This is a genomic window from Brachybacterium sp. AOP42-C2-15 (genome assembly GCF_052377065.1).
GTDB lineage: Bacteria > Actinomycetota > Actinomycetes > Actinomycetales > Dermabacteraceae > Brachybacterium.
The window spans coordinates 188,112-205,738 of the sequence record NZ_JBQSWK010000001.1 but is presented as its reverse complement, the minus strand read 5'-3'; the positions used below and the strand labels follow the sequence as shown (position 1 = coordinate 205,738).

The 17,627-nt window shown below is 70.1% G+C and carries 18 protein-coding genes; 9 read left to right on the top strand and 9 right to left on the bottom strand.

Annotated elements, in window-relative coordinates; genetic code table 11:
• Positions 1–2 precede the first annotated feature (2 nt).
• Positions 3–1,070, bottom strand: a complete 1,068-nt coding sequence (locus tag ACT3SQ_RS00980; RefSeq protein WP_441445883.1) for a MerR family transcriptional regulator — start codon at positions 1,068–1,070, stop codon at positions 3–5.
• A 145-nt stretch (positions 1,071–1,215) separates the two neighbouring features.
• On the opposite strand from ACT3SQ_RS00980, the gene ACT3SQ_RS00975 reads away from it, so the two are divergent.
• Genes ACT3SQ_RS00975 through ACT3SQ_RS00960 form a run of 4 tightly spaced genes read left to right on the top strand, consistent with a single transcriptional unit; the run spans position 1,216 to position 4,841 of the window.
• Positions 1,216–1,989, top strand: coding sequence for a hypothetical protein (locus ACT3SQ_RS00975; protein WP_441445882.1), 774 nt, complete (start codon positions 1,216–1,218; stop codon positions 1,987–1,989).
• Complete coding sequence (locus ACT3SQ_RS00970; protein ID WP_441445881.1) at positions 1,989–3,434, top strand: hypothetical protein; 1,446 nt, start codon at positions 1,989–1,991, stop codon at positions 3,432–3,434. Before ACT3SQ_RS00975 ends, ACT3SQ_RS00970 begins: the two co-directional genes overlap by 1 nt.
• Before the next feature lie 46 nt (positions 3,435–3,480).
• A complete protein-coding gene (locus tag ACT3SQ_RS00965) occupies positions 3,481–3,915 on the top strand; it encodes a hypothetical protein (RefSeq protein WP_441445880.1) in 435 nt (144 codons plus the stop codon).
• Between the two features lie 29 nt (positions 3,916–3,944).
• Positions 3,945–4,841 (top strand): sugar phosphate isomerase/epimerase family protein, encoded by an 897-nt coding sequence (locus ACT3SQ_RS00960; protein WP_441445879.1) that lies wholly within the window; start codon positions 3,945–3,947, stop codon positions 4,839–4,841.
• Between the two features lie 44 nt (positions 4,842–4,885).
• Here the strand turns inward: ACT3SQ_RS00960 and ACT3SQ_RS00955 are convergent, their stop codons facing one another.
• Positions 4,886–5,734, bottom strand: coding sequence for an aldo/keto reductase (locus ACT3SQ_RS00955; protein ID WP_441445878.1), 849 nt, complete (start codon positions 5,732–5,734; stop codon positions 4,886–4,888).
• 89 nt (positions 5,735–5,823) lie between these two features.
• Positions 5,824–6,264: a hypothetical protein gene (locus tag ACT3SQ_RS00950; protein WP_441445877.1), complete on the bottom strand. Its 441-nt coding sequence runs from the start codon at positions 6,262–6,264 to the stop codon at positions 5,824–5,826.
• 141 nt (positions 6,265–6,405) lie between these two features.
• Between ACT3SQ_RS00950 and ACT3SQ_RS00945 the strand changes: the two genes are divergently transcribed.
• Positions 6,406–7,137, top strand: a complete 732-nt coding sequence (locus tag ACT3SQ_RS00945) for a helix-turn-helix transcriptional regulator (protein ID WP_441445876.1) — start codon at positions 6,406–6,408, stop codon at positions 7,135–7,137.
• Positions 7,138–7,147: 10 nt separating this feature from the next.
• On the opposite strand, the gene ACT3SQ_RS00940 is transcribed toward ACT3SQ_RS00945, so the two are convergent.
• Both ACT3SQ_RS00940 and ACT3SQ_RS00935 read right to left on the bottom strand, forming a co-directional pair.
• Positions 7,148–7,810 (bottom strand): carbonic anhydrase, encoded by a 663-nt coding sequence (locus tag ACT3SQ_RS00940; protein WP_441445875.1) that lies wholly within the window; start codon positions 7,808–7,810, stop codon positions 7,148–7,150.
• Positions 7,811–7,935: 125 nt separating this feature from the next.
• On the bottom strand, positions 7,936–8,367 hold the full coding sequence (locus tag ACT3SQ_RS00935) for a VOC family protein (RefSeq protein WP_441445874.1): 432 nt from the start codon (positions 8,365–8,367) through the stop codon (positions 7,936–7,938).
• Positions 8,368–8,533: 166 nt separating this feature from the next.
• Here ACT3SQ_RS00935 and ACT3SQ_RS00930 point away from each other — a divergent pair, with 166 nt between their 5' ends.
• The gene (locus ACT3SQ_RS00930; protein ID WP_444592023.1) at positions 8,534–10,651 is read left to right on the top strand and encodes a heavy metal translocating P-type ATPase; all 2,118 of its coding nucleotides are present in this window, start codon (positions 8,534–8,536) and stop codon (positions 10,649–10,651) included.
• Here ACT3SQ_RS00930 and ACT3SQ_RS00925 read toward each other — a convergent pair.
• Positions 10,639–11,601, bottom strand: a complete 963-nt coding sequence (locus tag ACT3SQ_RS00925) for an aldo/keto reductase (RefSeq protein ID WP_441446323.1) — start codon at positions 11,599–11,601, stop codon at positions 10,639–10,641. The genes ACT3SQ_RS00930 and ACT3SQ_RS00925 overlap by 13 nt on opposite strands.
• Positions 11,602–11,698: 97 nt before the next feature.
• Positions 11,699–12,670, bottom strand: coding sequence for a phosphotransferase enzyme family protein (locus ACT3SQ_RS00920; protein WP_441446322.1), 972 nt, complete (start codon positions 12,668–12,670; stop codon positions 11,699–11,701).
• Here ACT3SQ_RS00920 and ACT3SQ_RS00915 point away from each other — a divergent pair.
• Complete coding sequence (locus ACT3SQ_RS00915; RefSeq protein ID WP_441446321.1) at positions 12,648–13,403, top strand: NADPH-dependent F420 reductase; 756 nt, start codon at positions 12,648–12,650, stop codon at positions 13,401–13,403. The genes ACT3SQ_RS00920 and ACT3SQ_RS00915 overlap by 23 nt on opposite strands.
• A 389-nt stretch (positions 13,404–13,792) precedes the next feature.
• A complete protein-coding gene (locus ACT3SQ_RS00910) occupies positions 13,793–15,205 on the top strand; it encodes an IS1380 family transposase (RefSeq protein WP_443426816.1) in 1,413 nt (470 codons plus the stop codon).
• Positions 15,206–15,291: 86 nt separating this feature from the next.
• Here the strand turns inward: ACT3SQ_RS00910 and ACT3SQ_RS00905 are convergent, their stop codons facing one another.
• Both ACT3SQ_RS00905 and ACT3SQ_RS00900 read right to left on the bottom strand, forming a co-directional pair.
• A complete protein-coding gene (locus ACT3SQ_RS00905; protein WP_444600764.1) occupies positions 15,292–16,317 on the bottom strand; it encodes an Abi family protein in 1,026 nt (341 codons plus the stop codon).
• 198 nt (positions 16,318–16,515) lie between these two features.
• A complete protein-coding gene (locus ACT3SQ_RS00900; protein WP_442331883.1) occupies positions 16,516–16,839 on the bottom strand; it encodes a MarR family winged helix-turn-helix transcriptional regulator in 324 nt (107 codons plus the stop codon).
• A gap of 117 nt (positions 16,840–16,956) precedes the next feature.
• Between ACT3SQ_RS00900 and ACT3SQ_RS00895 the strand changes: the two genes are divergently transcribed.
• Positions 16,957–17,586, top strand: a complete 630-nt coding sequence (locus ACT3SQ_RS00895) for an NADPH-dependent F420 reductase (RefSeq protein WP_441444452.1) — start codon at positions 16,957–16,959, stop codon at positions 17,584–17,586.
• Positions 17,587–17,627 lie beyond the last annotated feature (41 nt).

Genomic DNA, 17,627 nt, shown 5'->3' with positions numbered 1-17,627 from the left:
GGTCAAGGCCGCATCGGCATCACCAGACAGGTCAGGGTGTCCTGGATCGGGGAGGTGACGCGCACCGGGGTGGTCGGGTCGACGAGGGCGAGAGTGACCTCCGCGCCGGTGCAGACCGCGACCGCGGCGGCCAGCAGCGCCCGGCCGATCAGCACCTCGAGGCCACCGTCGGCTCTCGCGCAGCAGGAGGCCCAGCCGTGCAGCGCCGGTGCCTCGCCGGCGTGGAGGACGGCGGTGCTGCCGTCGACGACCAGGCGCAGCTGCGTGCTCGGCGCCGGAGGGACGAGCAGACCGTGCAGCTCCGCTCGATCGAAGCCCGCCACGGCGCGGGCGGGCGGCTGGGTGGAGACCAGGAGTCCGAGATCGGGGACCGCCCGTTCGATGAGCGCGGCGCGTGCCAGGAGCGTCCCCTCGGCGTCGTGCACGGTCAGGGCTGCGCCCGTGAGGGCGAGATGCACGTCGCCGTGGCGGGCGCAGGCGCGGGCGAGATCGGCGGCGTCCACGACCGAGATGATCGCCCGGCCCGGGGAACCGGAGGCCTCCGCCCTGAGGCGACGATGGGCGAGCCAGTAGCGATCCGTGGCGATCAGCGCGATCTCCGCCGACTCGATCACCCAGATCAGTCCGGACACGTCGTCCGCCGCTCTCTCGGCGACAGGCAGCACCTGGGTGATGGCGGCGGCGAGGGAGGCTCCGGGAACGGTCGCCCGCACCGATCCGGTAGCGCCGGTGGTGGGGTCGAGATGCTCCCGCAGCGCGTGCAGCTCCTGCTCGCGCCGGCGGGAGTTCGTGCCATGGTCCATGAGCAGCTCGGCGAGCAGTCGTGACGCCTCGGATGCCGGTCCGGCGACCACCTCGCGCATCACCGCCAGCGGCACTCCGATCGCGCGCATCCGTCGCAGCAGCACCCCGCCCTCGATCTGCGAGGGGGCGTAGTACCGGTACCCGCTCACCGGGTCCACGTCCGCCGGGACGAAGACCTGCTCGGCGGCGTAATGGCGCAGAGCGCTGGCCGGGACGCCCACCGCCCGCGCGAAGGTGCTGATCGTCAGCAGCTGCTCATCGGACACCTGCGCATCCTGCCATGTGCGGGTGCTGCCGCGAGGGCGGTCGGTCCATGGGGACTACTCCCCATTCCTCTCACCCGCGCCCCGACATACGCTCCTGACCAGGGCCGCATCGCAGCGTGCCCGTGGGCGCAGCGGAAGGCCGGGCATGACAGTCGACGACACGACGGTGGAACAGCGACCGCGGATCACCTCGCTGCCCGGGGACGCGAAGCTGGTGCGGATCTCGGAGCCCTCCTGGGCCTGGGTGCGGGCGATCGCGCTCGAGCAGGAACCGCCGACAGAGATCACCGAGGAGCAGATCGTCGAGCTCGAGCTCGTGGGCCTGCTGGTCGACGCGCCCGGCGAGGACGACGGCCTGGTGATCGACCCGCACTGGCAGCAGTTCCTGCGCTCCGCCCTGACCTCCCCCGTCGGCGTCGAGCTGGTGTGCGTCGACGGCGACCGGGCCTGGACCACCCGGCTCCGCATCGCCGGTCGCGTGGTGGTGATCATCGATCAGTCTCGGGAGGTCACCGCCGATGCCGAGACGATGCAGCTCGGGCGCCGGGCGGACGCCGTCATCCTCGGCCTGAGCACGATCGAGCACCTCAGCGAGACCTTCGAGGCGCTCGTGCCGCAGCGCCCCGCCTTCACCGCCGCCGACCCCGCCCCGGCTCCGGCCGAGCTGGTCGACGCCCCCGCCGTCGCGGAGGTGCAGATGCTCGTGATCGCCTCCCCGGCCCCGGAGCAGACCGTCGTCAGCGGCGGCTCCTGGTACGCCTACGGGCAGGAGGGCGAGCAGCTCGCGGTGCTGGTGCCCGGCGAGGACGGCACCGAGGCCCGCGAGCTCGAGCCCGGCTCCCTCACCTCGGCGATGCGCGCCAAGGTGATCGCGGCGATCGGCCATGTCACCGCCCATGCCGCCGGGAGCGCCGCCTGATGACCTTCTACGGGATGGACACCGAGCAGGTCCTCGGCGAATCCGACGCCCTCGAGCAGGCCGCCCGCCGCCTCGAGGAGGTGCTGGGCGGACTGCAGTCGAGCGTGCAGTCCGTGGCGTGGATCGGGCCCGACGCCGAGGCGTTCCGCGAGCAGTGGGACGCCACCCATCGGCAGGGCGAGAGCATCGTGCTGCCGGGCCTGGGGGAGCGATCCCGGGAGCTGCAGCAGCACGTCGAGGAGCAGGACCGCGCTTCCTCCGTCGACGACGGCGGCTGGTTCGAGGACGCGATGGACTGGCTGCGTGACACCGGCGGGGACATCGTCGACGGCATCCGCGACGGGATCGACTGGCTCGGGGATCGGATCTCGGACGGCACCGACTGGCTCGGCGACCGGATCTCCGACGGGATGGACTGGCTCGGGGACCGGGTCCAGGACGGCCGCGACCTGGTCAGCACCGCCCTCGACGCGATCCAGGGCTTCGAATGGCCGCGCTTCACCGAAGTGGTGGTCGACGGCGCAGCAGGGCTGATCCGCGGGACGGGCGACGTCATCGAGGTGCTCACCGGCATCGACCTCAAGCTCGCCGATGACGGCACCGGCTACGCCGACGCCCCGGTCGCGGTCACCCCTGAGGACTCGGGCCTGGTCCCGCCCGGGGACCTCTCCCAGATCATCGCCAACACCAACCAGACCTACGGGTCCGAGGAGACCGGGGAGGTCTCGATGAGCGTGGTCGGGAATCCACCCACCGGCGTCATCGTGAACATCCCCGGCACCGAGCAGTGGGGGCCGATGGCCGGGGACAACCCGCTGGACCTCACCGGCAACGCCGAGCAGGCCGGCTCGAACGGCTGGTCCGCGGGGTCGCAGGCCACGGCCGACGCGATCGCCCAGCTCTACCGGGACAACCCGAACCTGGAGGGCGTCCCCCTGATGCTCAACGGGCACTCCCAGGGCGGCATGATCGCCGCCAGCCTGGCCGCGAACCCGGAGTTCGCCTCCCAGTACAACCTCACCAACGTGATGACCTACGGCTCCCCGGTGGACAACTACGACGTGCCCGCCGGCGTGCACCAGCTGAACATCCAGCACGGCGGCGACCTCGTGCCGAGGATCGACGCCGAGGGCTCGTACATGGGCCCGGTGGTGCCCGGGCCGCGAGGAATCCCCCTGCCCGTCCCGATCCCGAATCCCGGGGAGCTGCTCGCGAACCAGAACATCGGCTCCGGGAACACCACCACCGTCACCCTGGACAGCCCCAGCTGGAACCCGCTGACCAACCACGGGGGCGGCGAATATCAGAACTCGGTGCAGACGCAGCTGCAGGACCCGAACTCGCAGCTCTCGCAGTATTCGCAGGACCCGAGCCTGCAGCCCTTCCTCACCGGGGATCCGGAGAGCGTCCAGCACTTTACCTCCGGCGTGCACCGCGAGAACTGACGCCGAGGGCGGAGCGGGGGCGGAGGCGATGGTGGATGATGGGCCGATGACAGCCAGCGCCATCGGCCGCAGAGGAGTGCTCGTGGGGATCATCGGCAGCCTGCTCACCGCCTGCGGACTGGGCGGGCGCAGCGATGTCACCGACGTCCAGGAGGCGCTGCGCGTCGCTGTCGAAGCGCTGCCGGAGCACCGGGACGGGAAAGTGCAGTTCCAGGACTCCACCTCTGCCGGCACGACCATCAGCGGAGTGCTGGTGCTGGCCGGTCAGGACCGTGCGCAGATCGAACGGTCGCTGCTCGTCGTCCTGGAGACGGTGAGCGACACCTATGACCAGCAGCCCGGGGTGCGGACGGCCTTCGTGCGGATCGAGGCGCACCCCGAGGGGGATCGCGGCACCCGAGTCATGACGGCCGACGTGGTCGCGGCGAGCTCCGGCGCGAACGTCACCACCGAGGACCTCGCGGCGCACTTCGGGGGATGACCCCCGCCCGATCGATCACAGGAGACCTCATGGCCCATGCTCTCAACCCGACCTCTGCCCTGGACCCCACCTCTGCCCTGGACCCCGCCTCTGCCCTGGACCCCACCTCTGTCCTCAACCCCGCGAAGGCTCTCCACACCTGGTCCCTGTTCCGGACCATGGGCCGGTTCGTCGCGCCCGGCTCCGCCCCGTCGGGCACCCTCGCCGAGAACGACGCCGCAGGCGGCCTGGACCTGCTCGAGCTGCCCGGTCAGCTCGCCGCGCACGGATTCACCAGCGCCCAGCTGTGTCACTTCTACCTGCCCCGCACCGAGCCCGCGTACTTGGCAGAGCTGCGCGACGGGTTCGACACCGCGGGAGTCGACCTCGAGTGCTTCCTGGTGGATGACGGAGACATCGTCCATCCCGAGCATGGCGTCGAGCAGCAGCGCTGGGTCTCGGGCTGGATCGAGGTGGCCGAACGGCTGGGCGTGCCGAGGGTGCGGGTGCCCGCCGGGGACCAGGCGCCGACGCCGGAGACGCTCGCGCTCAGCGCCCGCCGGCTGCGGGCCCTCGCCGCGGCGCATCCGGGCCTCCGGGTGCTCACCGAGAACTGGAAGTCGCTGCTGATCGATGCGCGCACCACCCGGGGGCTGCTGGACCAGCTCGAGGGAGAGGTCGGCCTGCTCATCGACACCGGGAACTGGGACGGTGAGGACAAGTACCAGCAGATCGCGGCGGTCGCCGGGGATGCCGAGTGTTCCCAGGTCAAGGCTCGTGAATCGGCTCCGGGCGTGCTCGATGCCGAGGATCTCACGCGCTCGCTGGAGACGCTGCGAGAGACCGGATACACCGGCCGCCTGTCGCTCGTCTACGCCGGGACGGACGACGACGAATGGGGCCGGCTCGAGGAGATGCACGAGATCGCCCGCACCGTCACCGGCTGAGCTGCTCCCCGCTCATCACTCCTCCGGCTCACCACTCCTCCTGCTCACCACTCCTCGTGCTCCCGGGAGTCCCAGGCGCTCTCCTCACCCAGATCGAGGCTCGCCAGCAGTGCGCGATCCTCCTGGTCCAGGCGGAGAGCGGTCAGATCGAGGTTCAGCCGCTGCCTGCCCGGGTCCGAGGAGCGAGGGATCACCACGATCTCCCGGTCCACGGCCCAGCGCAGCGCCACCTGCGCGACTGTGACCGCGTGCTTCGCCGCGACCCTGCGGATCGCGAACTGCTCCGAGAGCCCTTCCCGGGTCCCGAGCGGTCCCCAGGCCTGGGTGACGATCCCATGCTCCCGGTGGAAGGCATCCGGCTCCTGGCGGGGCAGCGCCGGGGAGAGCTGGATCTGATTGATCTCGGGCCAGTGCCCCGTCGCGTCGAACAGCTCCTGGAGCTGATCGGGGCGGAAGTTCGAGACCCCGGCGTGGAGAACCAGCCCTTCCTCCCGCAGGTCCAGCAGGGTGCGCCAGGTGTCCACGGCGAGTCCGCGGGAGGGATTCGGCCAGTGGATCAGGGCGATCCCCACCCGCTCCAGCCCCAACCGGCGCAGCGATTCGAGGATCCCGGTGCGGGCGGCCTCGCGGCCGTGATCGCCACCTGCCACCTTGGTCGTCACCAGCACTTCGGCGGGATCCACACCGCTGCGGCGCAGACCCTCGCCGACGGCGGTCTCGTTGCCGTACTGGGCAGCGGTGTCGAGCAGTCGGTAGCCGGTGCGCAGTGCGGAGGCGATCACGTCGGCTCCGGCGGGGCCCTGGGCCCCGCCCGTGCCGAAGCCGATCAGCGGGATGCTCGCCCCGTCGGCGAACGTGGTGGTGGGAACCTCGGGGGATGCGGGGGTGCTCATAGGGGCCTCCTGGCCGATGCTGGTGCCGCGCCGTCGAAGCTCACCCTACGTGGGACCGTGAGCCCGGTGATCCCGGTGAGGTGCGACGGTCACGCGGCCGCGTCGACCCGCGGACGGTCGTAGGTCCGGGCGAGCAGCCCGAGGGCGACCGCCGCGACCAGCAGGCCGACATCCCGCAGCGCGACGTCGTAGAACCCGGAGTAGGTCAGCAGGTTCACGATGATGCCGGCGAGCCACGCCGCGACCACCCAGGCGGCCAGGCGGGGCCGAAGCGCGACGGCGATCCCGGCCACGATCTCGACCACGCCCACGGCATACATGGCCGCCTGCGCACTGACGGGCAGGAGCGCCACGAGCCACGGGGCCAGGTACCCCGGCCAGTCGGTGAGCAGGTTGGTGAACTTGTCCAGCCCCATCAGCAGGGGGAGGACGACGAAGCCCAGGCGCAGCACCCAGAATGCGGCGAGGCCGGAGTCCTGACGGGCGCGGGTGAGGAAGGACATCGAGGGGGAGGACGTGAGCACGGACATGGCGAGACTCCTTCTAGAACCAACTGAACCTATTGTTAGAGTCCTCCTGACCCCGCCTGTTTGTCAAGAACTCTTGGTGTTAGAGTTTTGGGCATGAACGGAGCGAGTCGTGAACGGGCAGAAGCATGAGCGGGGCGAGTCATGAGCGGTGAGGGTGAGGTCGGTCCGGACGGCCTGCAGGGACTGAGCGCGCTCGTGGATCCGGTGCGGCGACGGCTGTACGACGCGATCGCTGCGCAGGATGAGCCGCTGACCCGCGACGACGCCGCCCGATCGGTGGGGATGGCGCGGAACCTCGCGGCCTACCACCTCGACCGGCTCGTCGAGGCAGGACTATTGACCACCACGTATGCTCGCCCGCCCGGCGTCGGCGGTCCCGGGGCGGGGCGACCCGCCAAGCGGTATCACCGGGTCCGAGAGGAGCGCACCGTCTCCGTGCCCCCGCGCGACTACGCGCTGCTGGCCGACCTGCTCGCGACCGCGATCGACGAGGACGGCAGCGGGGCGCTGCGGGGCGCCCTCGTCCGCACGGCCGAGGCGGAGGGGCACTCCGCCGGTGCAGCGGACGGGGAGCTCATGGAGGTCCTCGCCGCACGGGGCTATGAGCCGTCCATGGATCCAGAGGGGGACATCATCCTGCGCAACTGCCCCTTCCATCGACTCAGCCGCACCCACACCGAGCTGGTGTGCACGCTCAACCAGACGCTGCTGGGCAGCGCGCTGGAGAGCAGGGGAGAGGATCGGGCGCGAGCGGAGCTGTGTCCCCAGGAGGGTCGCTGCTGCGTGATCGTCCGGGCCGGGGCCGGGGCCGTCGTCGCGCCGGAGAGCCTGCCCCGCAGGACGGCTGATCCGACGCCGTCGGCAGGACTGTGAGGGGCTGGCCTCAGCGGGCGGTGTCGACCCGGCCCACCCAGGAGATCGGGGAGACCCGGCCCTCCTCCAGCTGGTACTGGCAGCCGACGATGCCGAGCTCGCCGGCGGCGACCGCGTCGGAGATGACCTTCGACTGCCGCATCAGGGCGTTGATGGTCTCATCCAGATGGCGCCGCCCCACCGCATCCGCATCGATCAGCTCGGGATCCACATACGGGCTGACCTGCTGAGTCATGAACCACTCCTGCTGAACCGCGGGCTGGATCGACTCGAGCTCCTTGCGGATCGCCGGGGTGACCTCGCTCGGCGCGGCCGTGGTCTGATCGATCGCAGCCTTGACCGCCCCGCAGGAGCCGTGGGCGAGCACCACGATCACGGCGACGCCCAGCTCCGCCACGGCGAACTCCATGGTCGCGGTGGTGTTCGCATTCGCGATCTGGCCGATGTTGCGCACCACGAACAGGTCGCCCAGCCCGCAGTCGAAGAGGATCTCTGCCGCCACCCGTGAGTCCGAGCAGCCCAGGAAGGCTGCGTTGGGCGCCTGGCTCCCGCGCAGCTCGCTGCGCCGGGCGGCACTCTGCTGCGGATGGTTCAGGTCCCCGGCCATGAAGCGTTCGTTCCCCTCCACCAGTGCATCCCAGGCCTGCTGGACGGAAACGCGGGGAGAGGACATGAGGGGCCTTTCGAGAGATGGTGCGCGCCGCAGATCGGTGCGACGGGTGGGAGGTCGGTGCGACGGGTGGGCCGTTCAGGCCCTGCCGCAGACTACTCCCGTGGCCCAGGATGTTGTCGAGATGATCAGCTCTCGGCGGGAGTGGAGATGTTCACCTGCCACACGATGCCGAAGCGATCGGTGAACGAGCCGTAGATATCGCCCCACATCTGCTTCTCGAGGGCCATGGTGATGCTGCCGCCCTCGGAGAGCTTGAGGTACGCGCTGCGCAGCAGGGTCTCGTCGTCCCCCATGAGCGACAGGGTGACGTTGTTGCCCACGATGAAGCCTTCGGGGGACATCCCCTCGATCACATCGGACGCGTAGAGCCTGATCAGCTCGGTGACCTCGAGGGAGCCGTGCATGATCTTGTCGGCGTTCGGGTCATCGGCCGGAAGTCCGCCGAACTCCCCGAAGGTGGCGAACTGCGGGATCGCCCCGAGCGAGTGCCCGTAGAACTCGAAGGCCTCCCGGGTGTTGCCGTCGAAGTTCAGGTAGGGGTGGAGTGCTGCGGGCATGGAGGCCTCCTCGGCGTCGCCCCGACCCGTTGCCGGGCGCTCGTTGCGAGCGTAGACCGCGGGGGCGGCGAGGGGAATGGCCTACGGTCCGGGGGTCCCTTGATGAATACCCCCTGGGGGTATAGCTTGAAAGGAAAGAGTCGGAGCAGCGGGAGAGAGGGCGATCATGGGCTTTAAGCCGGACGTCGACCATGGGCATGCGGGGCATGCGGGGCATGCGGACCATCAGGACCATCAGGACCACCACGACCATGGCGACCACCACGACCACGGCGACCACGTCGCGCAGTTCCGTCGGCTGTTCTGGATCATGCTCGTGCTCGCGATCCCCGTGGTCGCGACGAGTCCGATGGTCGGGCTCATGCTCGGCTACGACCTCCCCGAGAGCGGGCTGATCAGCTGGATCCCGCCGCTGCTCGGCACCGTCCTCTACTTCTGGGGCGGCAGGCCGTTCCTCACCGGCGCGGTCTCCGAGATCCGCTCCCGCGCGCCCGGGATGATGCTGCTGATCGCCCTCGCGATCACCGTCGCCTTCGCCGCCTCCTGGGGCGCCTCGCTGGGGCTGCTCGACGCACAGCTCGACTTCTGGTGGGAGCTCGCCCTCCTGGTCGTGATCATGCTGCTGGGCCATTGGATCGAGATGCGCTCGCTCGCACAGACCGGCTCGGCCCTGGATTCCCTCGCCGCGCTCCTGCCCGACGAGGCGGAGAAGGTCGTGGGCGAGGAGGTCGTCTCGGTCTCCCCATCCGAGCTCGCCGTCGGCGACATCGTCCTCGTGCGGCCCGGCGCCTCGGTGCCGGCCGACGGGCGGATCCTCGACGGCGGCGCCAGCATGGACGAGTCCATGATCACCGGCGAGTCCGCCACCGTGCGGCGGGAGGTCGGGGACGACGTCGTCGCAGGCACCGTCGCCACCGACTCCGGCCTGCGCCTCGAGGTCACCGCCATCGGCGAGGACACGGCGCTCGCCGGGATCCGGAAGCTCGTCGCCGATGCGCAGAGCTCCACCTCACGGGCCCAGCGCATCGCGGATACCGCCGCGGGCTGGCTGTTCTGGTTCGCGCTCGGCGCGGCGATCCTCACCGCGATCATCTGGTTCCTCGTCGGGAGTCCGGACCAGGCTGTGATCAGGGCGATCACCGTGCTCGTGATCGCCTGCCCCCATGCATTGGGCCTCGCGATCCCCCTCGTCGTCTCGATCGCGACCGAGCGCGCAGCCCGCGGCGGAGTGCTCGTCACGGACCGCCTGGCGCTCGAGCAGATGCGCACGGTGGACACCGTCCTCTTCGACAAGACCGGCACCCTCACCCGGGGCGAGCCCGCGCTGACCGGCATCGAGACTGGTGCCGAGCGCTCCGAGGACGAGGTGCTCGCCCTCGCCGCCGCCGCCGAGGCACCGAGCGAGCACCCGCTGGCCCGCGCGATCGTGCGGGCCGCGGACGAGCGCGACCTCGCGGTGAGCGCGGGAGACGGGTTCAGCTCGTCGCCCGCGGTCGGAGTGCGGGCCGTCGTGGACGGCGATGTCATCGAGGTGGGCGGCCCATACCTGCTCGAGCAGCACGGGACTGCGGAGCTGCCCGTCGCCGCACAGTGGCATGCGCAGGGGGCGACCGTCCTCCACGTGCTCGCCAGCGGCGACGTGATCGGCGCGCTGCGGGTGGTCGACGAGATCCGGCACGAGTCCCGCGAGGCGGTCGAGGCGCTGCGCGCCCAGGGCGTGGACGTCGTGATGCTCACCGGTGATGCGCGCGCGGTGGCCGAATCCGTCGGCGCCGAGCTCGGCATCGACCGCGTGTTCGCCGGGGTGCGCCCCGAGGACAAGGCCCGGACCGTCGTCGAGCTCCAGGGCGAGGGGCGGAAGGTCGCGATGGTCGGCGACGGCGTCAACGACGCCCCGGCGCTGGCCCAGGCCGACGTGGGCCTCGCGATCGGCGCCGGCACTGACGTCGCCATCGGCTCCGCCGGGGTGGTGCTGGCCTCCTCCGATCCCCGCTCGGTGCTCTCCGTGCTCGAGCTCTCCCGCGCTGCCTACCGCAAGATGCGGCAGAACCTCTGGTGGGCTGCCGGCTACAACCTGCTCGCCGTCCCGCTGGCGGCGGGGGTGCTGGCCCCGATCGGGTTCATTCTGCCGATGAGCGTGGGCGCGCTGCTCATGTCGGCCTCGACCATCGTGGTGGCGCTGAACGCCCAGCTGCTGCGCCGGCTGGACCTGCGGCCCGAGGCCAGTGCAGAGCGGATGCTCGGGCGGTCAGCGACCGTCTCACTCCCTGCTCACCAGGCGTAGGCCTCCGGGGCCGGCCCGCCCGGGCCGGGGAAGATCGCATCGAGCGCGGCGAGGTCGTCCTCGGACAGGGAGATCTCCATGGCGGCGATCGCCGAGTCCAGCTGCTCCATCGTGCGGGGGCCGATGATCGGACCGAGCACGCCGGGCCGGTGCAGCAGCCAGGCGAGCGCCACCTGGCCGGGGGCGAGATCCCGTTCGGCGCAGAACGCCTCCCAGCGATCCAGCTGGGCGGCCAGCCCGTCGGAGAGGTCGTGGCGGTCCGCGGCGCCGCGGCGCACCCCGTCGGCCGAGCGACCGCCGAGCTTCCCACCCGCGAGCGGGGACCAGGCGATGACGCCCATCCCGTAGTGCTCCGCGGCCGGGAGCACCTCGAGCTCGATATCCCGGGTGAACAGGTTGTACAGCGACTGCTCCGAGACCAGCCCCAGGGAGTGCCGGGCGCGGGCGGATTCATTCGCCTGGGCGAGGTGCCAGCCGGCGAAGTTCGAAGAGCCGACGTAGGTGATCTTCCCCTGCGCGACCAGCAGATCCATCGCCTGCCAGATCTCGTCCCACGGGGCGGTGCGGTCCACATGGTGCATCTGATAGAGGTCGATGTGGTCGGTCTGCAGGCGGCGCAGCGAGGCATCCACCGCGCGGCGGATGTTCAGGGCGGAGAGCCCGCGATCGTTCTTCCCGGGTCCCATCTCGCCGAACACCTTGGTGGCGAGGACGATCTCCTCGCGCCGGCCGCGCGAGGCGAGCCAGCGGCCGATGATCTCCTCGGTCCAGCCGCGGCGCTCCGTGCCGCCGTAGCCGTTGGCGGTGTCGAAGAAGGTCACCCCCTGGTCGAGGGCACGGTCCATGATCGCGAAAGCATCCTCCTCCGCGGTGTGGGGACCGAAATTCATGGTCCCGAGCACGAGCCGGGAGACGGTCGCGCCGGTGCGGCCGAGCTGGGCGTACTGCATATCGCTGATCACTCCTCGTGGGGCGGTGTCGCCGGGGAGCGCGCAGGGACCGCTGCGGGCAAGCCTATTCCCGGAGGTGGGGGTGCGCCAGGGGGAGTCAGGGGAGGCGTGCGATCGCTTCGGCCGACGCCGCCCAGCGGCCGTCGTCCTGCGGCGGGATCGCGGCGATGCCCATCCACAGGGTGAGGGCGTCGAGCCACCGGGACTCCAGCTCGTCGAGGGGTCGGACGGCCTCGTAACCGGCACGCAGGGCGGAGCGGGCCGGGGCGGGCGTCGGCCCCCAGCCGCGGAAGAGCGTGGCGAGATAGGTGCCTGCCTGCGCGAGGTCGGCGACCCGGTGGTCGAGACGGACGTCGTCGAAGTCCAGCACCGCGGCGACCCGACTGTCCTCGACCAGGATGTTCGCGGCGCGGAAATCGCCGTGGATCGGCTGCGGGGGATCCGAGGGGGCAGGCAGGTCGGCGACGAGCTCCGCCAGGCGGGCGGAGGCTGCGGGCACGCGGCCCGGATCGCGGTCGGTCAGCCAGGTGCTCACCCGGCCCGGAAGCGGGGACGGGGCTTTCGACGAGAGGCCCGCGGTGCCGACGTCCGCGAGCGCACCGTGCAGAGCGGCGAGGCAGGCGCCCGCAGCGTGCACGGAGTCGAGGTCGTCCACATCGAGCCAGGTCCCGCCGACCTCCGGCAGCACCGCGAGGGAGAACGGGAGGGAGGGCCCGTCGACCTCGAGCCGCACGCGCCCGTCGCGGCCCGGCAGCGGGGCCGCGACCGGGATGCCCCGGGAGGCGAGGTCCGTGAGCAGGCGCGTCGTGGTGGCGAGGTGTGCGAACCGCTCCGGCGCGCAGGAGAGCTTGACGATCAGCGGGCCGCGATCGGTGCGCACCCAGGCGATCGCATTGCGGTCGCTGAGCGTGAGGCGCGGGACCTCCTGCACAGCGAGATCCCAGTGCTCGGCGAGCACCGCGGTGAGCCAGCGGGTGGCCCCGTCGGCGCCGTCGAGGCCGAAGCGCTCGTTCAGCGCCTGCTCGGCGTCGGCCGTCTCCCACAGCATGGACAGTCCCAGGCTCAGCATGGACCCACGGTACGGCCACGTCGCCACGGTACGGCCACGTCATGCGCCGTCACACGGGAACAGGGGCGAGAGGCGCGGCGTTGGACGGGCCATGACAACACTGGGAATCATCGGAGCAGGCAACATCGGCAGCCAGGTCGCCCGGGCCGCGATCACGGCGGGGTATGACGTGGTGATCGCGAACTCGCGAGGCCCGGAGACCCTCGAGAACCTCGTGGAGGAGCTCGGTAGGAAGGCCCGCGCCGCCACCGCGGCGGAGGCCGGCGCAGCGGGGGACGTCGTCGTGGTGACGGTCCCGCTGAACGCCCTCGGTCAGGTCCCGGTCGAGCCGCTCGCCGGCAAGATCGTGCTCGACACCAACAACTACTACCACGAGCGCGACGGGCGGATCGAGGCCCTCGACAAGGGCGAGACCACGACCTCGCAGCTGCTCCAGGAGCACCTGCCCACCTCGAAGGTGGTCAAGGCCTTCAATCACATCCGCTCCGCGGACATCACCACCGACACCGCCCCTGCGGGCGCACCGGACAGGCGCGCGCTCGCCGTCTCGAGTGACTTCCCCGAGGCAGTGGAGCTCGCGACGAGGTTCTACGACGAGATCGGCTTCGACGCGGTGGACGTGAGCCCGCTGAGCGAGTCCTGGCGCGTGGAGCGCGATCGCCCCGCCTACGTGGTGCGTCAGACCGCTGCGGAGCTGCGCGAGAACCTCGCGGTCGCGAACCGTCTGCCCTGAGCGGTGTATAAGGGTGGGATGGAAGCGGCGTCGATCGCCTCCTTCGTGCCAGCCCTCAGGCAGCAGGCCGTCGAAGGGGAGGTCGGCTCACTGCTGATCGAGCTCCGCAAGCGTGCGCGCGGAGCGCAGGTCTGTGACGGAGACGTACCGTTGCCGCTGCACCCAGCCGCTTCCACGCCCTGAACGCAGATTGTCCAGCGTGTGCTCGAGCGTGACGTGACCCAGCCGATCTCCGTCTTCGCCTGGGCGGGTCAGGAAGAAGACCTGGCCTCGGGATTTCATGGGGGTGTGGTCCCGACCGGCGGACGGCTTAGAGAAAGGTGCTCCTGACCTGGAATAATACGGGGTGTTGAAGCTCGTATCGATCCGGCGGAAGGAGCACCTTTCAGGTGTCCCACCCTACCTTGTTCTCCTACCCTCGTCCGCGCGTGGACATTGCCGAGGTCCCGGCGGTCTCGCATGCCGGTGCGGTGCTGCTGACCGACACACTCCACTCCACCGGCCTGGCCCATTCGCTGCGCGAAGCGCTGGATCCTTGGACGAAACCGCTGGCCGAGCATCACGCCGCGAAGGTTCTGCTGGACCTTGCGATGACTCTCACGGTGGGCGGGGAGGTCGCTCGGGACACTGACCTGTTGCGGTGCGAGCCGGGCCTGTTCGGGCCCGTCGCCTCGTCCCCGACGATCTCGCGCACGCTCACCACCCTGGCCGAAGACGCCCCGGCAGTGATCGAGGCAATCTCGAGGGCCCGCCGTGCCGCGCGTGAACGAGCCTGGACCCTGGCCGGTGATCACTCCCCGGCCGCGCAGGCCAGCGCGAAGGCCCCGCTGGTCATCGACCTCGACGCCACCCTGATCAACGTCCACAGCGAGAAGGAACAGGCCGCACCGACGTTCAAACGCGGCTTCGGCTACCACCCCCTATGCGCGTTCCTCGACCACGGTCAGGCCGGCACCGGGGAACCCCTCGCCATCGCCCTGCGCCCGGGCAACGCGGGCTCGAACACCGCCAGCGATCACATCACCGTCACTCGCCAGGCTCTCGCCCAGCTCCCACCAGCCCTGCGTGCCCGGGACGGGCGGGGCTCGAAGAAGATCTTGATCCGCACCGACGGGGCCGGCGGCACCAAGGGCTTCATCGACTGGCTGACCACGCAGCGTCTGGGCTACTCGGTCGGGTTCACCCTCCCGGCACACACTCCTGACCTGCTGGAACGTATCGATAGAGCCGATGCGTGGACTCCCGCCTACGACACCGAGGACGACGGGATCCGCGATGGGGCATGGGTCGCGGAGCTGACCGGGCTGCTGGACCTTACAAGCTGGCCAGAGGGGATGCGAGTGATCGTGCGGAAGGAACGACCCCACCCCGGAGCGCAGCTGCGGATCACCGATCACGAGGGCATGCGGATCACCGCGTTCGCGACCAACGCCCCGCGCGGGCAACTGCCCGTCCTCGAGCTGCGTCACCGTCGCCGTGCGCGCTGCGAGGACCGGATCCGGAACGCGAAGGACATGGGACTGATGAAGTTCCCGCTGCAGTCCTTCGCGCAGAACCAGGTCTGGTGCCAGATCGTCCAGCTCGCCTCCGACCTGGTCGCCTGGATGCAAACCATCGCTTTCACCAGTGACGACGCGCGGAAGTGGGAGCCCAAACGACTCCGTGCGCGATTGTTTGAGATTCCCGCGACTCTCGTGCGGCGCTGTCGGCACAAGGTCCTACACCTCGCCCGGCACGCCCCGGAAGCACTCACCGTCTTGACCGGCGTCAACCGGCTCCGCATCGCCGTCGCGCAGACCTGAACCGGCGAGCCCGCTCGTCCCTACGATCCCCAGCACCTTCTCGGGAGTGGAACCCGACCGCCCGCCACGGACACGGCGACAGATCGTCACACCCACATGCCAGAATCAGCAGCTGAACACCGGCAACGACGCCGGTCGCCCCCGCTCACAACCCCGATGAAACATCGAGGCTGGTGCGCCGGACCTCTCCAGTGCGAGGCGAGACCGGCTTTGATGATGTCGGCGAGGCGCTGGTCCTCATCATGGTGGGTCCCTTTGAGGCGACCGATCTCTTCAGGCGTCCAGGTGACGTTGTCGATTCGCTTCAGCACCTTTGGGACCTCAAGTTGAATAGCTTTCTCGGCGTAGAACCCGAGATGGCTAACATTTCGGAAGTAGCGTTCCGGCTGACAAATGTAGACGCCGTGCTCCAGGTAAAAGTGCCAAGCATCCTTGGCCGGTACCACGACCGCGACGGATTCGGCGGCGGGTGGGCGCTCGTCAAGGAGATCGGGCACGCGGGAGGCTCCACGCACCCATGCCTGGAGATTGGGGTCGATCCAGCTGAGGATGTCCATGGCCTGCTCGAAGCGCTCCTCCAGGGGCTGGTCGAAGATCGCTTGGTGGTGCGCGATGCGGTTTCGCAGAATGCGCAACGCCAGCACAGAGGTGTGGACGGACGCACGCACGAAGCCCTTCGGTCGATGGGGAAAAGCATGGACGAGATGCTTGCGGAATAAATTTTCGTATTTCTTGCCGAAGATCGCCTCCCACAGTCCGAATGTCATCGAGGCGAGCACCTTGTCCCGCGACGCGGTGTCCGCCTTCTTCCCGAGGTGCTTGCAGGCCATCTCATGGAATTTGAGGGCATCCTTGTCGAGGAAGGAAGGGCTGGCGAACCACCAGCCAAGAGCCACGTCGACGCGGGCGCTCTCAGCCACCTCCAGCGGCGCGAGGATCTTGTCGACGGAGTTGCGCAGCGCTACTTCGACATGGGCGATCAGTTCGAAGAACCCGGCGGAGATCGCGACATTCCACTCGTAGAGTCGGAGGGCTGATTCATAGTCGTGGTTCGCCGCTACGAGGTACTCCTCGAAGCGCGCCTCGGACACCCACTGCGGAACCCCGGACATCACTCCCCCTGCTGTAAGCACACGGGGGTGATACGATACGTGCATCGCGCTCCAGAGCGGCCTCTGGTCCTTGAGACTAAGCCACTGGGGCGCTTTTTTGTGCGCTCTGACTTCGAAGTCGAGCCCGTTCCTCGGCGCGCGACCGGCCGCCCGGTCTCGGTATGCACGAAGGGCGGATAGATGAGCCGTTGCGAAGCCTCAGGCCTCGTCGAGGCGAGCCCCGATCGGCTCGAGCAGTGCTGCGAGCGCCTCGAGCTGCTCTTCGGAGAGGTCGCCGAGGATCCGGTCGCGGGCGAGCTCGATGTGAGGGGGAGTGGCGCGCAGCCAGGTCAGCCGGCCCTCCCGGGTCAGGTGAACGTTGATCGCGCGGCCGTCGTCGGTGCAAGCGACCTTCTCGACCAGCCCCCGCTTCTGCAGCCGGGTGACGGCCTTCGAGGCCCTCGGCATGGGGGCCAGCGCGGCGTCGGCGAGCTGGCCCATGCGCAGGGTCGTCTCGGGTGCGGCGATCAGGGCCTGGAGGATCGCGTACTCGAAGTTGATGATCCCGGCGTCCGCGGTGAGCTGCTCGTCCAGTCGGGACGGGAGCTTCTGTCCGATGGTGACGAGGGCGCGCCAAGCGCTGCACCAAGGAGAAATGCCATGAGCACCACCCTCGCCGTCATCGGATCCGGCAACGTCGGATCGGCCGTCGCCGCACTTGCCGCCAAGGGCGGGGCGCAGGTCCAGGTCCTGGGCCGCGACCAGGAGAAGGCCACCGCGCTCGCTGCACAGGTCTCCGGCACCGCCGGCGCTGTCGGCGACGCGATCACGGGCGACATCGTCGTCCTCGCCGTCCCCGTCACCGCCTTCGACGAGCTCGTCGCCACCTACGGCGCGCAGCTGGACGGCAAGATCGTCGTGGACGTCACCAACCCCGTCGACTTCACGACCTTCGACTCCCTCACCGCCCCCGCGGACTCCTCGGCCGCCGCTGAGCTGCAGGCGAAGCTCCCCGGCGCTCGCGTCCTCAAGGCCTTCAACACCGTCTTCGCCGGCGTACTGGCCGCCGGTCAGGTGGGCGGCGACGTCCCCGCGACCGTCCTGGTCGCCGGTGACGACGACGCTGCGAAGACCGCGCTGATCGACCTGGTCACCGCCGGTGGCGTCAAGGGCGTCGATGCCGGCTCGCTCAAGCGTGCCCGCGAGATGGAGGCCGTCGGCTTCCTGCAGATGACCCTCGCCGCCCGCGAGATCACCGGCTGGACCGGCGGGTTCGCGCTGCGCAAGTGAGCGTCCGCTGACACGGAGCCGCCCGGGACCCTGGAGTCCCG

Bases quoted from the DNA above. Each gene is read 5' to 3' on its own strand.
- ACT3SQ_RS00905 (WP_444600764.1), bottom strand. From the start codon at position 16,317: ATGTCCGGGGTTCCGCAGTGGGTGTCCGAGGCGCGCTTCGAGGAGTAC.
- ACT3SQ_RS00975 (WP_441445882.1), top strand. From the start codon at position 1,216: ATGACAGTCGACGACACGACGGTGGAACAGCGACCGCGGATCACCTCG.
- ACT3SQ_RS00895 (WP_441444452.1), top strand. From the start codon at position 16,957: ATGAGCACCACCCTCGCCGTCATCGGATCCGGCAACGTCGGATCGGCC.
- ACT3SQ_RS00945 (WP_441445876.1), top strand. From the start codon at position 6,406: ATGAGCGGTGAGGGTGAGGTCGGTCCGGACGGCCTGCAGGGACTGAGC.
- ACT3SQ_RS00950 (WP_441445877.1), bottom strand. From the start codon at position 6,264: ATGTCCGTGCTCACGTCCTCCCCCTCGATGTCCTTCCTCACCCGCGCC.
- ACT3SQ_RS00935 (WP_441445874.1), bottom strand. From the start codon at position 8,367: ATGCCCGCAGCACTCCACCCCTACCTGAACTTCGACGGCAACACCCGG.
- ACT3SQ_RS00955 (WP_441445878.1), bottom strand. From the start codon at position 5,734: ATGAGCACCCCCGCATCCCCCGAGGTTCCCACCACCACGTTCGCCGAC.
- ACT3SQ_RS00915 (WP_441446321.1), top strand. From the start codon at position 12,648: ATGGACAGTCCCAGGCTCAGCATGGACCCACGGTACGGCCACGTCGCC.
- ACT3SQ_RS00970 (WP_441445881.1), top strand. From the start codon at position 1,989: ATGACCTTCTACGGGATGGACACCGAGCAGGTCCTCGGCGAATCCGAC.
- ACT3SQ_RS00960 (WP_441445879.1), top strand. From the start codon at position 3,945: ATGGCCCATGCTCTCAACCCGACCTCTGCCCTGGACCCCACCTCTGCC.
- ACT3SQ_RS00925 (WP_441446323.1), bottom strand. From the start codon at position 11,601: ATGCAGTACGCCCAGCTCGGCCGCACCGGCGCGACCGTCTCCCGGCTC.
- ACT3SQ_RS00920 (WP_441446322.1), bottom strand. From the start codon at position 12,670: ATGCTGAGCCTGGGACTGTCCATGCTGTGGGAGACGGCCGACGCCGAG.
- ACT3SQ_RS00965 (WP_441445880.1), top strand. From the start codon at position 3,481: ATGACAGCCAGCGCCATCGGCCGCAGAGGAGTGCTCGTGGGGATCATC.
- ACT3SQ_RS00930 (WP_444592023.1), top strand. From the start codon at position 8,534: ATGGGCTTTAAGCCGGACGTCGACCATGGGCATGCGGGGCATGCGGGG.
- ACT3SQ_RS00940 (WP_441445875.1), bottom strand. From the start codon at position 7,810: ATGTCCTCTCCCCGCGTTTCCGTCCAGCAGGCCTGGGATGCACTGGTG.